14 protein-coding genes are annotated in these 15597 nt (G+C 67.7%); 3 read left to right on the forward strand and 11 right to left on the reverse strand.

Features of this window, described 5'->3' with window-relative positions:
• The first annotated feature begins 52 nt into the window (after positions 1 to 52).
• On the forward strand, positions 53 to 1837 hold the full coding sequence (pabB, locus tag RR928_RS00705) for an aminodeoxychorismate synthase component I (protein ID WP_332681206.1): 1785 nt from the start codon (positions 53 to 55) through the stop codon (positions 1835 to 1837).
• On the opposite strand, the gene RR928_RS00710 is transcribed toward pabB, so the two are convergent.
• The 7 genes from RR928_RS00710 to RR928_RS00740 all read right to left on the reverse strand — a co-directional run bounded on the left by RR928_RS00710 (position 1828) and on the right by RR928_RS00740 (position 9101).
• Entirely contained in the window at positions 1828 to 2472 is a 645-nt protein-coding gene (locus tag RR928_RS00710) for a tRNA-uridine aminocarboxypropyltransferase (RefSeq protein WP_332681208.1), read from the reverse strand. The two genes, pabB and RR928_RS00710, sit on opposite strands and share 10 nt — an antisense overlap.
• Complete coding sequence (locus RR928_RS00715) at positions 2469 to 3668, reverse strand: CynX/NimT family MFS transporter (protein ID WP_332536236.1); 1200 nt, start codon at positions 3666 to 3668, stop codon at positions 2469 to 2471. The genes RR928_RS00710 and RR928_RS00715 overlap by 4 nt, the downstream gene beginning before the upstream one ends.
• A gap of 106 nt (positions 3669 to 3774) precedes the next feature.
• Entirely contained in the window at positions 3775 to 5865 is a 2091-nt protein-coding gene (locus RR928_RS00720; protein WP_332547736.1) for a catalase, read from the reverse strand.
• Between the two features lie 89 nt (positions 5866 to 5954).
• Complete coding sequence (locus RR928_RS00725; protein WP_332536239.1) at positions 5955 to 6314, reverse strand: 5-carboxymethyl-2-hydroxymuconate Delta-isomerase; 360 nt, start codon at positions 6312 to 6314, stop codon at positions 5955 to 5957.
• A gap of 33 nt (positions 6315 to 6347) precedes the next feature.
• The gene (gene nadB / locus RR928_RS00730; RefSeq protein WP_332681211.1) at positions 6348 to 7940 is read right to left on the reverse strand and encodes an L-aspartate oxidase; all 1593 of its coding nucleotides are present in this window, start codon (positions 7938 to 7940) and stop codon (positions 6348 to 6350) included.
• Positions 7941 to 7987: 47 nt separating this feature from the next.
• Complete coding sequence (locus RR928_RS00735; protein WP_332536243.1) at positions 7988 to 8863, reverse strand: segregation and condensation protein A; 876 nt, start codon at positions 8861 to 8863, stop codon at positions 7988 to 7990.
• Positions 8864 to 8897: 34 nt separating this feature from the next.
• On the reverse strand, positions 8898 to 9101 hold the full coding sequence (locus tag RR928_RS00740) for a DUF3460 family protein (RefSeq protein ID WP_332536245.1): 204 nt from the start codon (positions 9099 to 9101) through the stop codon (positions 8898 to 8900).
• A gap of 47 nt (positions 9102 to 9148) precedes the next feature.
• Between RR928_RS00740 and RR928_RS00745 the strand changes: the two genes are divergently transcribed.
• Entirely contained in the window at positions 9149 to 9646 is a 498-nt protein-coding gene (locus tag RR928_RS00745; protein WP_332536247.1) for an outer membrane protein assembly factor BamE, read from the forward strand.
• A gap of 155 nt (positions 9647 to 9801) precedes the next feature.
• On the opposite strand, the gene RR928_RS00750 is transcribed toward RR928_RS00745, so the two are convergent.
• From RR928_RS00750 to RR928_RS00765, 4 genes are all read right to left on the reverse strand, one after another.
• Positions 9802 to 10080: a hypothetical protein gene (locus RR928_RS00750; RefSeq protein ID WP_332536249.1), complete on the reverse strand. Its 279-nt coding sequence runs from the start codon at positions 10078 to 10080 to the stop codon at positions 9802 to 9804.
• Positions 10081 to 10091: 11 nt separating this feature from the next.
• Positions 10092 to 12161, reverse strand: coding sequence for a methionine--tRNA ligase (metG, locus tag RR928_RS00755; RefSeq protein ID WP_332536251.1), 2070 nt, complete (start codon positions 12159 to 12161; stop codon positions 10092 to 10094).
• A gap of 76 nt (positions 12162 to 12237) precedes the next feature.
• Positions 12238 to 13524, reverse strand: a complete 1287-nt coding sequence (locus RR928_RS00760) for a patatin-like phospholipase family protein (RefSeq protein ID WP_332536252.1) — start codon at positions 13522 to 13524, stop codon at positions 12238 to 12240.
• Positions 13525 to 13602: 78 nt separating this feature from the next.
• Positions 13603 to 14166 (reverse strand): restriction endonuclease, encoded by a 564-nt coding sequence (locus RR928_RS00765; RefSeq protein WP_332536254.1) that lies wholly within the window; start codon positions 14164 to 14166, stop codon positions 13603 to 13605.
• A 128-nt stretch (positions 14167 to 14294) separates the two neighbouring features.
• Between RR928_RS00765 and apbC the strand changes: the two genes are divergently transcribed.
• Positions 14295 to 15386: an iron-sulfur cluster carrier protein ApbC gene (apbC, locus tag RR928_RS00770; RefSeq protein ID WP_332536256.1), complete on the forward strand. Its 1092-nt coding sequence runs from the start codon at positions 14295 to 14297 to the stop codon at positions 15384 to 15386.
• The last annotated feature ends 211 nt before the right edge of the window (positions 15387 to 15597 follow it).

Here is a 15597-nt window from a genome sequence, read left to right on the forward strand (position 1 = left end):
GGTTTGATGGCGGCCCGCGCCGGCTTTGCGGGCGTGGAAAGCGCTTTGGACCATGGACACTCGGATTGATTTCACCCTGCCGCAGGGCGCGGCCGGTGCCGCTGAAGCGCGCCTGCGCATGCGTTTCGGCACGCCGCACAGCGTCTGGATCGCGCGCGCGCCGGGCGAGGTGCGCGCCGTGCTCGACGCGGCCGAAACCGCGGCGCGCGCCGGCGCCTGGTGCCTGGGCTTTGTGCGCTACGAAGCCGCTGCGGCCTTCGATCCGGCGCTGGTCACCCATGCGGCCGACGGCCCGCTGGCCTGGTTCGCGGCCTATTCCGAGGCCTTGCCCTGGGACGATGGCGACGCGGCGCTGCCGCAAGCCAGCGACGCGGCGCGCGTGGAATGGCGCAGTACGCTCACGCGCGCGGATTTCGACGTGGCGATGGCGCAGATCCACGAGGCCATAGCGGGCGGCGCTTTCTATCAGGTCAACTACACGGCGCCGCTGCGCGGCGAGCTGTTGCAGGGCAGGCCCCAAGCCTTGTTCGACGCGCTGCTGCGCGCCCAGCCCGGCGGCTACGCGGCCTGTCTGGACACCGGCGAGGAGCAGGTGCTGTCGGTATCGCCCGAGCTGTTCTTCGACTGGGACGGCGAGCGCATTCTCGCGCGGCCCATGAAAGGCACGGCGCCGCGCGGCGACACGCCCGAACAGGATGCGGCGCTGGCCCAAGCCTTGCGCAGCGCGCCCAAGGAGCGCGCCGAGAACGTGATGGTGGTCGACCTGCTGCGCAACGACCTGTCGCGCATTGCCCAGCCGTTCAGCGTCAAGGTGCCGCGGCTGTTCCATACCCAGGCCCTGCCCAGCGTCTGGCAGATGACTTCCGACGTGCAGGCCGTGACGCGTTCCGGCACGCGGCTGACCGATGTGTTCTCCGCGCTGTTTCCCTGCGGCTCGATCACGGGCGCGCCCAAGGTTGCGGCGATGCAGATGATCCATGCGCTCGAACCCCATGCACGCGGCGTCTACTGCGGCGCGCTGGGCGTGCTGCGGCCCACGGGCGCGGGCCGCATGCATGCCACGTTCAATGTGCCTATCCGCACGGTGGTGCTGCGCGGCAGCGAAGCGGTCTGCGGCATAGGCAGCGGCATCACATCGGGCGCGCAGGCCGACGGCGAGTGGCGCGAATGGCTGCACAAGAGCGCCTTCGTCGAGCGCGCGAGCGCGCCGTTCGCGCTGCTCGAGACGCTGGCGCTGGAAGACGGCGTGTGGCGCCATCTGCCCGAGCACCTGCAGCGCCTGCAGGATGCGGCCGCGCATTTCGCCTATCCCTGGTCCGGACGCGTGGCGCAAAGCCTCGCGGCTGTCGCCGCCGCGCATCCGAGCGGGCTATGGCGCGTGCGGCTGCAGCTGGACGCGCAGGGCGAGGCCGTGGCCGAGGCCTTTGCCTGCGCGTCCACGCCCGCGCCGGTGCGCCTGCAGCTGGCCGCGGCGCCGCTGCAAGACCGCTGGGCCCATGGCCAGTTCGTGCGCTACAAGACCACGCGGCGTGCGCATTACGAGGCGTTCACGCCGTCCGATCCGCTGGTCTTCGACACGCTGCTGTTCAACGAGCAGCGCGAAATCACCGAATGCACGCGCGGCAATATCGCGGCGCTGATCGATGGCCGCTGGATCACTCCGCCACTGGCCTGCGGCCTGCTGCCCGGCGTGGGCCGCGCCGTGGCCTTGCGCGCCGGGCGCGTGCGCGAAGGCGTGCTGCATCTGGACGATGTGCCGCGCGTCGAGGCCTGGGCCTTTCTCAACAGCCTGCGTGGCTGGCTCGCGGCCGAACTGGAGTCGGCGCCTCAGCCCTGAGGCCGCCACTGCTGCTCGCGCCGCACCAGTGCGTCCATGGCCTGCAGCAGCCGGTCCAACTCTTGATTGTGCGGTTCGAGCTGCGCCAGCGCGCAGGCCGTGGCTTCCAGCGTCGACAGCTGGCCGGGCCGGTGCGCGCGGCGTATCGCATAGCGCGATGCGGGCAGCTCGTGCAGCGCCAGGCGAGGCAGCTGCTGCAGCAACGGATTGCGGTAAAGCATCTTGCGGCTCTTGCGCCAGGTGCCGTCAATCACCACCAGACGCAGTCGCGCGGGTGCCTGCAGCCACTCGGCGGGCAGCGCCGGCGCGGGCGCCAGCGGCAGGGCAGGGTCAGGCGCGGACTCGGGGTAGAGCAGAACGCTGCGCGGCGCGGGCGCGCCGGCGTCGCCCTGCCAGTCCTGCTGCAGCCAGTCTTGCAGCTGCTGCGCGTCGAACTGTTCGCCGATTTCCAGCCGGCTGCGCGCCAGGCAAAGATGCAGCAGCCGCGCCGTGCCCTTGGCTTCGTGCACTTCCAGCGGGTGCTGCAGTATCAGCACTTCGGCTGCGCAGTCCACGCGCTGGGCCAGCGCGCAGATGCAGTTGCGCTGCGCGCGCGCGCAGCGCGTGCACAGCGCCCGCCCGGCGCCGGAGCTCATCGCGCGCCGGCCGCGGGCCGGACCAGCAGATTGCGGCCCGCGCCCCAGCCGCTCCAGGCCATGGCGGCCGAAAGCAGCGCGATCAACCAGATGCTCGAAGCGAAGCTGCCGGTCCATTGGTGCAGCAGCCCCGTGAGCAGCGGCCCGCAGGCCGCGAGCATGTAGCCCCAGCCCTGGGCCATGGCCGACAGCTGGGCCGTGACCTGGGCATTGCCGCTGCGCATCACGATCAGGCTCAGCGCCAGCGCAAACAAGCCGCCCTGGCCGCAGCCCAGCAGCAGCGCCCAGAGCCAGACCGTGGCCAGCGGCGCGAGGATCAGGCCCATCAGCGCCGCGAACGACAGCGCCGTGAGCCCCACGGCCAGCGCGCGCTGGTCGCGGCAACGCGCGGCGATCGAAGGCACGACCAGCGAAGTCACAAGCTGCGACAGCGTGGAGATGGCCACGACATAGCCGGCGAGATCGCTTTCCAGCCCGCGCTCGCGCAGGATGGGAGCGAGCCAGCCGATGACGATGTAGGCCAGCGACGACTGCAGCCCCATGAAAGCCGTGACCTGCCAGGCCAGCGCGTCGCGCCCCAGGCTGCCGCTGCGCGCCTCGGGATCGGTGGGCTCGGTGTGCATGCGCAGCGCCTGCGGCAGCCACAGCGCCAGCACCAGCAGCGCGGGCAGGGCCCAGACCGCAAGCGCATAGGGCCAGGCGCCGGCAAACATGTTGGTGGCCAGCGGCACGGTCGCTGCGGTGGCGATCGTCGCGCCTATGCAGATTGCCAGGATGTACATGCCGGTCATCAGCGCCGCATGCCGCGCGAAGTGGCGCTTGACCAGGCTGGGCAGCAGCACATTGCCCATGGCGATGCCCGCGCCGGCCAGCACGGACGAGGCAAAGAGAAATGGCAGGCTGCCCGCGGCGCGCAGCAGGGTGCCGCTGCCGATCAGCAGCAGCGCCAGCAGCAGCACGCGTTCGGCGCCGAAACGCCGCGACAGCCAGGGCGTGGGCGCGGAAAACAGGCCCAGGCAGAGAATCGGCAGCGTGGTCAGCAGGCTTGCACCGGCGGCGCTCAGGCCGGTGTCGCGCATGATTTCGGGCAGAACGACCGAGAGGCTGCCGAACACCGGGCGCAGATTGCAGGCGATCAGCAGCAGGCTCAGCGCCAGCAGGATTTTGCGCTGGCGATCGCTGGCTGCGGTCGACACGGAGGAGAGGGAATCGGGAGTCGACATAGGCCGCAGACTGTAACTTCAATCCGCGGCCGGTGCAGCGGCCCGCGCGGGAGGGCCGCTGCAGCCTGGGGCGGGTCGCTCAGGCCAGCGTGCGCAGCTTGGGTTCGCGTGCCCACTGGCGGGTCTGCGCGGCCTCGAGGAACTCCGCGATCTGCTCGGGAGTGAACACGCCAGCGTCGGGTTCGACGCCGCCGGCCGCAAGAATGTGGCGCGTGCCCTTGCATGCGGCAATCGCCTTGAGGTGGCCGAAGGCGTCGCGGAACCAGTCGACGGCCGCGGCCTCGTGCGACAGCAGCGAGCCCTGTTCCAGCGGAATCACCGAGGCCACGGCATCGAACAACACGGAAGGCGTGCCCGCGAGCTGGCCGTCGGCAGCCAGCGTGCTGCCGTCGCTGAGCTGGATCTGGACCTTGGGCGCGACCAGCTTGAGCGTGGCTCCGGCCTTTTCCACGGCCTTGCGTATCTTGGCGATCGATTCCGCATCCGAGCCGTCGGCCACCAGCAGGCCTATGCAGCGGCCGACCAGGGTCGGCTTCATGCGGTCGATCAGCCGCAGCGCGGGCGAGACCGGCATTTCCTTGGCGGGCTGGGCCGCGGGCGGCGGTGCGGGCAGCTTGGCCATGCCCAGCCCCTTGGCCACGCGCTCGGCCAGGCCCTTGTCGATGTGCTGCAACTGGCCGACCACGGCCTCGCGCACTGCGGGCGTCTCGACCTTGGACAGCTCGAACACCAGCGCCGACGCCATGTGCGCCTGCTCTATGGCGCTCTGGCTCTGGAAGAACATGCGCGCCTGGCTGAAATGGTCGGCAAAGCTCTCGGCGCGCACCCGGCCCTTGACGCCGTCATCGGGCGCTTCGGCGAAGTGGCGCATGCCGGTGGCGGCGCTGGCGCGCGGGCTGTCGGCCTGCAGGCTCGACGGCTCGTAGGCCACGCGGCCCTTGGGGCGCTGCATCTGCATGTGGCCGTCGCGCTGGTTGTGGGCAAACGGGCACTGCGGCGCGTTGATGGGAATCTGCGTGAAGTTCGGACTGCCCAGGCGTGTGAGCTGGGTGTCGAGATAGGAGAACAGCCGGCCCTGCAGCAACGGGTCGTTGGAGAAATCGATGCCCGGCGGCACATTGGCCGGGCAGAAAGCCACCTGCTCGGTCTCGGCAAAGAAGTTGTCGGGCCAGCGGTCCAGCGTCATGCGGCCTATGACCTGCAGCGGCACCAGTTCCTCGGGCACCAGCTTGGTGGCATCGAGATGGTCGAAGTCGAAGGCATCGGCCTCTTCCTCGCTGAACAGCTGCACGGCCAGATCCCAGGCCGGGAAATTGCCCGCGGTGATCGACTCGAACAGGTCGCGGCGGTGGAAGTCGTTGTCGGCGGCCTGCAGCTTGACGGCCTCGTCCCAGACGGTCGACTGCAGTCCCAGCACGGGGCGCCAGTGGAACTTGACGAAGGTGCTCTTGCCCTGGGCGTTGACCAGGCGGAAGCTGTGCACGCCAAAGCCTTCGATCATGCGCAGGCTGCGCGGAATCGTGCGGTCGCTCATGATCCACATCACCATGTGCATGGATTCGGGCATCAGCGAGATGAAGTCCCAGAACGTGTCGTGCGCGCTCGCGGCCTGTGGGAACGCGCGGTCGGGCTCCATCTTGACGGCATGGACCAGGTCGGGGAACTTCATCGCGTCCTGGATGAAGAACACCGGAATGTTGTTGCCCACCAGGTCCCAGTTGCCTTCGGGCGTATAGAACTTGACCGCAAAGCCGCGCACGTCGCGCGGCGTGTCGACCGAGCCCGCGCCGCCGGCCACGGTGGAGAAGCGACAGAACACCGGAACGCGCAAGCCCTTCTCGGACAGCACCTTGGCGGTGGTGTGCTCGGCAAGCGAATGCGTGAGCTCGAAAACGCCATGCGCGCCGCTGCCGCGCGCGTGCACCACGCGCTCGGGAATGCGCTCATGGTCGAAATGGGTGATCTTCTCGCGCAGGATGAAGTCTTCGAGCAGCGTGGGCCCGCGCGGCGTGCTGCGCAGCGAGTTCTGGTTGTCGGGGACGGCAATGCCCTGCTGGGTGGTCAGCACGGGATGGCTGCTGCCGGCCTGCTGCTGGAGTTCATCCCCCTGGCCGCGAGGGGCCGTGTCGCTGGTTTTGGCGGGCGTGGGCTTGGCAGGCTGTCGTGGCATCGTGGGCTCCTTATGGGGGGTAGCCTCACACTATGTGCCGTGGATGGGCCGGGCGTTGTAGTCCTCGGCCCTGCCTGCTTGTCCTGCGCTTACAGCTTGCTCTTGTGGTAGCTGCCGCGGTCCATGTCGCCGATCTCCACGCTGACCTGGACCAGCATGCCTTCGGGATGGGGCGTGAGGCGGCGCAGCACCTCGGCAATGCGGTCCGACAGCTCCTTCTTGACTTCGGGCGTGCGCCCCGCCATGAGACGCAGTTCGGCATGGATGAAGCCGCGCGCGCCGGCGACGGTGCCTATCACGTAGTCCTGGGTCTTGGCGATCCGGCCCTTGACGTCGAATTCGTCGTTGATGGTCGGGTGGTCGCAGACGGTGGTCACGAGTTCGGTGAGCAGCTGCTTTTCGGGCAGGCCGGCCAGGTTGGCGCTGTATTCGACGTAAAGATGGGGCATGAAAGTCTCCTCGGTAAAAAACGGGCGGCGCGCTCAGCGGGTGGCCGGCGGCACCAGGATGGTCGGGGCGCTGGGCGCGGCCAGCGCGGGGTAGTCGCGGCTGTAATGCAGGCCGCGGCTTTCGTGGCGCATCTGCGCCGAGCGCACGATGAGTTCGGCCACCTGCACCAGGTTGCGCAGCTCGAGCAGGTCGCGCGAGACATGAAAGCGCGCGTAGAACTCGTCGATTTCGGCGCTGAGCAAGGCAATGCGCCGCGCCGCGCGTTCCAGCCGCTTGTTGCTGCGCACTATGCCCACATAGTTCCACATGAAGCGGCGCAGCTCGTCCCAGTTGTGGGCGATCACCACGGCTTCGTCGGCGTCGGTGACCTGGCTGTCGTCCCAGCCGGGCAGGGCGCAGGCCTGGGCGGGCGCGGCGGCGCGGATCGCGTCGGCGGCGCTGCGCGCGAACACCATGCATTCGAGCAGCGAGTTGCTGGCCAGCCGGTTGGCGCCGTGCAGGCCCGTGCAGGCGGCTTCGCCTATCGCCATCAGGCCCGCGACATCGGTGCGCCCGGCCAGGTCGGTGAGCACGCCGCCGCAGGTGTAGTGCGCCGCGGGCACGACGGGAATCGGCTCGCGCGTGATGTCTATGCCCAGCTCCAGGCATTTGGCCAGGATGTTGGGAAAGTGGGCCTGCAGGAATTCGGGGCTCTGGTGCGAGATGTCGAGGTAGACGCAGTCCAGGCCGTGCTTCTTCATCTCGAAGTCGATGGCGCGCGCGACGATGTCGCGCGGCGCGAGTTCGGCGCGCTCGTCGTGCGCATCCATGAAGCGCTGGCCGCCGAGCGCCGCCGGCAATTTCAACTGTCCGCCTTCGCCGCGCACGGCTTCGCTGATCAGGAACGACTTGGCATGCGGGTGGTAGAGGCAGGTGGGGTGGAACTGTATGAATTCCAGATTGGCGACGCGGCAGCCCGCGCGCCAGGCGGCCGCAATGCCGTCGCCGGTCGCGGTATCGGGGTTGGTCGTGTAGAGGTAGACCTTGCCCGCGCCGCCCGTCGCCAGGATGGTGTGCGGCGCGCGGAAGGTGTCGACTTCGTCGGTCTTGCCGTTGAGCGCGTACAGGCCCAGGCAGCGCGGCGCGCCGTCCAGGCCCAGGCGCTTGGAGGTGATCACGTCGACCAGCGTGTGGTCTTCGAGCACGGTGATGCCCGGCGTGCGCCGCACGGTTTCTATCAGCTGGCGCTGCACGGCCGCGCCGGTGGCATCGGTGGCGTGCACGATGCGCCGCGCGCTGTGCCCGCCTTCGCGCGTGAGGTGCAGCTCGCCGTTTTCCTCGGAGAACGGCACGCCCAGCGACTGCAGCCAGGCAATGGCCGCGGGGGCGTTCTCGACCACCTGGCGCGTTGCCGGCAGGTCGCTCAGGCCCGCGCCCGCGATCAGCGTGTCGTTGATGTGGGCGTCGAAGCTGTCGTCTTCGGCCAGCACCGCGGCAATGCCGCCCTGGGCCTGGTTGCTGGCGCCGTCGTCGAGGCTGCGCTTGGTCAGCACCGCGACGCGGTGCGTGGGCGCGAGCTCCAGCGCGGCGGTGAGGCCGGCCAGGCCGCTGCCCACAATGAGTACGTCGAAATCGTGCAATGCCATGGTGAAACGTCCGGGGAAGGATGACGGGTCAGCTCAGGCCGCACGGCCTAGAGCGGTGTGTAGGCCAGCCGCACATAGATCGGTGCGAAGGCTTCGGCCTGGGTGATCTCGATCAGCGTTTCCTTGGCCAGCTCGAGCAGGGCGATGAAGGTCACGACCAGCACCGTCGAGCCGCGCGCGGGCTGGAACAGGTCTTCGAACGGCACGAAGCGCTTGCCCTGCAGCGACTTGAGGATCTGGCTCATGTACTCGCGCACGCTGAGTTCCTCGCGCGTGATGCGGTGGTGCTGGATCAGCGTGGCGCGCTTGAGTATGTCCTGCCAGGCCTGCTGCAGCTCGCCCGGCATGAGGTCGGGAAAGCGCGGCTGCAGGCTTTGCTCGATATGCACCTGGGCCTTGAGGAAGTCGCGGCCATGCTGGGGCAACTGGCCCAGCCGCGCGGCCGACAGCTTGATCTGCTCGTATTCGAGCAGCCGGCGCACCAGCTCGGCGCGCGGATCCTCGGCTTCGAGCGCGTCGGCCGACTTCTTGGGCGGCAGCAGCATGCGCGACTTGATCTCGATCAGCATCGCGGCCATCAGCAGGTACTCTGCGGCCAGCTCGAGGTTGCGGCTGCGGATCTCTTCGACATAGCGCAGATACTGGCGCGTGACGCTCAGCATCGGGATGTCGAGGATGTTGAAGTTCTGCTTGCGGATCAGATAGAGCAGCAAGTCGAGCGGGCCTTCAAACGCTTCGAGAAAGACTTCGAGCGCGTCGGGCGGAATGTACAGGTCGTTGGGCAGGGCAAACAGCGGCTCGCCATACAGGCGCGCCAAAGCCACCCGGTCGACGATGTCCACCAGGCCGTCGGGGGCGAGCGCCGCCGCAGCTGCCTCGCCCGGCAGGGCGATCACGGCTGCGCCGTCGGTCGGGCCGCTCATGTCTCAGCAGGCAGCTGCCTGGCCGTCGTCAGGCTCAGGCCTTGGTCTGGTAGACGTAGGGCTTTTGTTCCACGCGGCCGGCGCGGTATTCCTGCCAGATTTCGCTGTCGACGTCCTTGTCCCACAGCAGGGCGCGGCCGGCCAGCTGGCGTGCTTCGAGATCGGGCTTTTGCGCGCGCAACTGCTCGATGAACTGGGTGGTGTCGGATTTGTAATCAGGGCGGGCGAAAAAAGACATGGACTGTTAACCTCGTAGGAATACATGATTTTACGGGACATGGCGCTATGCGACCAATCTATCGCTGGATATGGAGTCTGGGCGCGGCTTTCGGGCTGCTGGCGCTGACGGCTTGCGACCCGCAGCGCATTGCCGAACTCGAAGAGGATGTGTCGACCGAAGTCGACGTGCGCGACCGCTTTGGCGAGCCCGAGAACATCTGGCAGGAGCCGGACGGTTCGCGCACCTTCGAGTACAACCGCCAGCCCGCGGGCCACCAGAACTACATGATCACCATAGGCCCCAACGGCAAGATGACGGCGCTGCGTCAGGTGGTGGCGCCGCACATGTTCGGCCAGGTGCGCGCGGGAATGAGCGAGCAGGAGGTGCGCCGCATGCTCGGCAAGCCGGCCAAGCGCACGACCTACGAACGCAAGCAGGAAACCGACTGGGACTGGCGCTATGTCGATCCGCCGACCACGGAAATGCTGTTCACCGTGACGTTCGGGCCCGATGGCCGGGTGCTGCGCACCGGGCGCAGCATGGTGCAGCGCGATGGGCCGTGAATGAATTTATAAGGCAGGCCGTTCATCCTTCGACGCGGCCGGCGAGGCAGGCTCAGGACGAACGGGGGGCGCCCGCTGTTTCTTTTCAACGCCTTGCGCGGCTTAGCCTCGCTTACCTCGCTCAGGACGAACGGGAGGATGGAGTTCATGCGCCATCAAGGCGCAGGTGCTGGCGCCGGCGCGATGTTGTACTTGACGTTCACACCGCTGCTGTCGGCAGCCGCCGGCGCATCGTCACCCAGCATCGCGTCCGCGGCCTTGCCGATTCCCTTACCGGCAATGCGCGCCGTGCCTATGGCGGCGTCGGCCGCCAGGCCCACCACCCCGGCCGTGACGCTCACGGCCGCCGAAGTCACGGCAACGACGGCGCAGCCGCCGAGCAGGCTTATCGCGCCGGCTGCCAGCAGCCAGCGCCATGGTGGCGACAAAGCCATGCGCGGCAATCTCAGTGGATGCGCATGCCGGGCGTGGCGCCGGCGACCGGCTCCAGCACATAGATGCCGGGCTGGGACTTTTCGTCGGCGTGGCTGGCGGCCAGCACCATGCCTTCGGAAATGCCGAACTTCATCTTGCGCGGCGCCAGGTTGGCGACCAGCACCGTGTGCTTGCCGATCAGGTCGGCAGGCTGGTAGTGGCTGGCGATGCCGCTGAACACATTGCGCGTACGGCCTTCGCCGGCGTCCAGCGTCAGGCGCAGCAGCTTGGTCGAGCCTTCGACGGCTTCGCAGTGAACGATCTTGGCGATGCGCAGGTCGACCTTGGCGAAGTCGTCAATGCCAATCGTCTCGGCAATCTCCTCGCCGCCGGGCAGCACCTTTTCAACCACGGGAGCGGGCGGCGCCTCGAACAGCGCGTCCAGCTGCTTGACATCGACGCGCTGCAGCAGGTGCTCGTACCGGCCGATTGTGTGGCCTGCACCCAGCTGCTGCTGGGCATCGGCAAAGGTCAGCGGCGCGACGTTGAGGAAGGCTTCGACCTGCTGCACGACCGATGGCAGCACGGGCTTGAGGTAGACGGCCAGCAGGCGGAAGGCTTCGATGCAGGTGGTGCAGACTTCCTGCAGGCGCGCGTCCATGCCTTCCTGTTTGGCAAGCTCCCAGGGCTTGTTGGCATCGACGTAGGCGTTGACGCGGTCGCACAGCTGCATGGTTTCACGCACGGCGCGCGCGGTGTCGCGCTTCTCGAAGGCTTCGGCAATCGCCGGCGCCTGGGCGCGCAGCTGCTCGAGCAGGGCCTGGCCTTCGGCGCCCAGGGCCGCGAGCTGGCCTTCAAAGCGCTTGGACAGGAAGCCGGCGGCGCGCGAGGCGATGTTGACGAACTTGCCGATCAGGTCGCTGTTGACGCGCGCCATGAAGTCTTCGGGGTTGAAGTCTATGTCTTCATTGCGGCCGTTGAGCTTGGCGGCGAGGTAGTAGCGCAGCCATTCGGGGTTCATCGCCAGGCTCAGGTACTTGAGCGGGTCCAGGCCCGTGCCGCGGCTCTTGCTCATCTTCTCGCCGTTGTTCACGGTGAGGAAGCCGTGCACGAAGATCTGGCTGGGCGTCTTGCGGCCGCTGAACTTGAGCATCGCGGGCCAGAACAGCGTGTGGAAGGTGACGATGTCCTTGCCGATGAAGTGGTACTGCTCGAGCTTTTCATCGGCCATGTAGGCCGCGTAGTCTTCACCGCGGCGGTCGAGCAGGTTCTTCAGCGAGGCCAGGTAGCCCACGGGAGCGTCGAGCCAGACGTAGAAGTACTTGCCCGGGGCGTCGGGAATCTCGATGCCGAAATAGGGCGCGTCGCGCGAGATGTCCCAGTCGCCCAGGCCTTCGCTGGTCGTGCCATCGGGATTGGTGCGCACGCTGAACCATTCCTTGACCTTGTTGGCCACCTCGGGCTGCACATGCTTGCCGTTCTGCGTCCATTCCTGCAGGAACTCCACGCAGCGCGGGTCCGACAGGCGGAAGAAGAAATGCTCCGAGCTCTTGAGCACGGGCTGGGCACCGCTGAGCGCCGAGTAGGGCTTGATCAGGTCGGTGGGCGCGTACACGGCGCTGCAGACTTCGCAGTTGTCGCCGTACTGGTCCTTGGCGTGGCACTTGGGGCATTCGCCCTTGATGAAGCGGTCGGGCAGGAACATGTTCTTCTCGGGATCGAAGAACTGCTCGATGACCTTGGTGTCGATGAACCCGGCCTTCTTCAGGTCCAGGTAGATCTCCTTGGCGAGAACATGGTTCTCCTCGCCGTCGGTGTTGTGCCAGTTGTCGAACTGGATGTGAAAGCCGTCGAGGTACTGCTTGCGCCCGGCCGCGATGTTGGCGACGAACTGCTGGGGCGTGATGCCGGCCTTCTCGGCGGCGATCATGATGGGCGCGCCATGGGCGTCGTCGGCACCGACGAAATTCACGTCGTTGCCCTGCATTCGCTGGAAGCGCACCCAGATGTCGGCCTGGATGTACTCCATGATGTGGCCGATATGGAAGTTGCCGTTGGCGTAGGGCAGGGCTGTGGTAGCGAAGATCTTGCGTGCAGACATCGGAAAGCGCTTTCTCTAGGGGAACCCGTGATTTTAGAGGCTTGCGCGGCCTGTGGCTGAAGTGGGGTTGCGCGGCCTATGCGCAGGCCGCTTCGCACGCGCTGGCCGCAGGCGCCGCGGCGGCCTTGTCCCATTGGAAGAAGCGCACGACTTCCGCGCGCTGGGCGAACGTGTCCTTGCGCCCCAGCGCCATCAGCGCGCGGATGTAGCCGGGCTCGAACAGCAGATAGCTGGCCAGGCCCGCGCCGCGCGCGTCATTGGCGTCGGTGGTCACGCCCAGGGCGCCCAGCAACGCGCGCATGCTGCGCGGCAGGCCCGCGACATGGCGCGCGGCAATCGCGTCCAGTCGCTGGGACGGCGCGATCACCAGCAGATCGATGGGCCGCAGGCCGCTGTTGACGCGCGCTTCGGGCGGGATCAGCGCCAGCGTCGCATTGATGCGCTGGGCGCGCTCCACGTCGAGCGCCAGCGCATCGAGAAAGATGTTCGACAGCGTATGACCCGCGATCTGCGCAATCGTCGGATAGCTGGCCACCACGCCCGTGGGCGCGCTTTCGCGCGCGCCCTGCATGCGGCCTGCGCCAATCACCAGCACCCGGTCAGAGCCCAGGTGGATGGCCGGCGCGAGCGGCGCGGTCTGGCGCATCGAGCCGTCGCCGAAGTACTCGACATGCGTGCCTATGTCGAGCGCGGTCGCGGGGAAGATGAAAGGAATCGCCGAAGACGCCAGCAGATGGGCGTGGCTGATATGGCCGCCTATCGCGCGCCGCTGCGAGCGCACCCAGGGTTGCAGCGCGGCATTGGTCTCGTAGAAGCTCACATGCTCGCCCGAGGTATAGCTCGAGGCCGTCACGGACAGCGCGCGCAGATGGCCCTGGGCAATCAGCCCGGGCAGGCGTGCGAGCGGAACGAGGTCGGTCTGCAGCAGCTCGCCCAGCGGCGTGTTGTCCAGCAGCGAGCGCGGGCGCATGGTGCGCCAGCGCGTGAGCGCCCAGCCCAGCGACAGCAGGCTCAGCCAGCGCGCGCCGCTGCGCAGCATGCTCAGCGCATCGGCGCGATAGACATGTTCGGTGTGCAGATGGCTCCAGATCTGCGCCATCTGCCGCACGGTCAGGTCGAAATGGTCGGCGCCGCAGGCCAGGGCCGCGGCGTTGATCGCCCCGGCCGACGTGCCGGTGATGATGGGAAAGGGATTGGGCCCATGGCCATGACCGCAGCCGCGCCGGATATGCGCAATGGCTTCGAGCACGCCGACCTGATAGGCCGCGCGTGCTCCGCCGCCCGTGAGCAGCAGGCCCGTGGTGGGGGAGGACGCAGGCACAGCAATCCGTGCGCTGCTGTCAGGCAAGGAGGTCTGGATCATAGGCGTCCTCAGTGTGCTCCGCGGCCATTGGGCTGTATTTGGGTCAAACCCTAGATTTTTGCGTCGCCGGGCGCGACTTCAGGCGCGCGCCTTGGACAGCAGCGCCGCGAGGTCGGCGCCGCCCAGCACCACCAGTTGCTGGTCGCGGGCGTAGATGGCGGCGTTCTCGCCCAGCGGCTGCAGCGCGACATAGACGGCCTTGGCCGCGGCCGCGCGGTTGCGCGCGGTCTCGAGCTCGCGCAGCGGCTCGACGCCGTGGTGGCCGGCTTTCCAGCGCCTGGCGCTGACCAGCGTGGTCTGGCCCGCGCGCTCGAGACGGAAATCGATCACGCCCTGGTTGAGCGCCTGCACTTCATAGCCTTCGCTGCGCCAGGCGCTCTCAAGCTGCTGGGCAAAACCGCGCCAGGGCTGGTTCGCGGCGTCGGTCAGCAGCCGGTCGACCTGGGCCGGGCTGGGAGCGCGCAGCTGGCGCCAGGCGGCGATGACGCCCACGACCCACAGCGGCGTCGCCGCGAGCGCGCCGAACGGCGCGATGTTCGCGGGCAGGGCCAGCATGCAGATCAGCGTCACGCCCGCGGCCAGCGCAAAGCTGAGCCACCAGCGCGAACGCAGCAGGATCGCAAACAGGGAATTGGGGGCCATCTTGAATTTCACGGGATCCTCGGGTCGGTACGGTGCGTGGGAAAAATGCCAAGCCTGCATTGTCCTGCTTCTCGCGCGGGCAGCGGGCCTTCGATAGACTTGGCTTTCCCCAAAGGAGTGAATCGAGAATGGCAGTCACAGAACAAGAGCTTTTGGCCGCACTCAGCAGCGTGCAGGACCCGCATACCGGCAAGGATTTCGTCAGCACGCGCGCGCTGCGCAATCTGCAGATCAGTGCCGGCGACGTGGCATTCGACGTGGAGATCGGTTACCCCGCCAAAAGCCTGGTGCCTGAACTGCGCCGCCAGTTCGTCAACGCCGCCAAGACCGTGGCCGGCGTCGAGAACGTCTCGGTGGGCATCACCAGCAAGGTCGTTGCGCACTCCGTGCAGCGCGGCGTCGAGCTGCTGCCCCAGGTGAAGAACATCATCGCCATTTCGTCGGGCAAGGGCGGCGTGGGCAAGAGCACCACCGCCGCCAACCTGGCGCTGGCGCTGGCCGCCGAAGGCGCGCGCGTGGGTCTGCTGGATGCCGACATCTACGGCCCCAGCCAGCCGATGATGATGGGCCTCACGGGCAAGCCCGAGAGCGTGGACGGCAAGACCATGGAGCCGCTGGAGAACTACGGCGTGCAGGTCATGTCCATCGGTTTCCTCGTGAACCAGGACGAAGCCATGATCTGGCGCGGCCCCATGGCCACGCAGGCGCTCGAGCAGATGCTGCGCCAGACCAACTGGAAGGACCTCGACTACCTGCTGGTCGACATGCCGCCCGGAACGGGCGACATCCAGCTGACGCTGGCCCAGCGCGTGCCCATGACGGGCGCCATCGTGGTCACCACGCCCCAGGACATCGCGCTGATCGACGCCAAGAAGGGCATCAAGATGTTCGAGAAGGTCGGCGTTCCCATCCTGGGCATCGTCGAGAACATGGCCGCCCATGTCTGCACCAACTGCGGCCATGTGGAGCACATCTTCGGCGCCGATGGCGGCAAGAAGATGGCCGCCGACTACGGCATGGACTACCTGGGCGCGCTGCCGCTGTCGCTGCAGATCCGCGAACAGGCCGACAGCGGCAAGCCGACCGTGGTCGCCGAACCCGACAGCGAAGCCGCGCAGATCTACAAGCGCGTGGCGCGCGACATGGCGGTGAAGATCGCGCTCAAGGCCAAGGACTTCAGCTCCAAGTTCCCGACCATCACGGTCAGCAAGAACACCTGATTTTCCACCTACCGGCCGCTCATGCTTTGACGCGGCCGGCGAGACAGGCCCGGGGCCCGCGGTTTGCCCGTTCGTGGTGAGCTTGTCGAACCATGAACGCAGGGCCTGGGTTCCTGCGCGATGCTGCTTCGGCGCACGCAGAGGGCGCCCGCAAACGCATCTGGACGCCCATGGCCAGGCAGCCGCGCAATCCCATGCGGTCTTTCACCTA

It is taken from the genome of Comamonas sp., assembly GCF_036666375.1.
Classification (GTDB): Bacteria; Pseudomonadota; Gammaproteobacteria; order Burkholderiales; family Burkholderiaceae_C; genus Comamonas.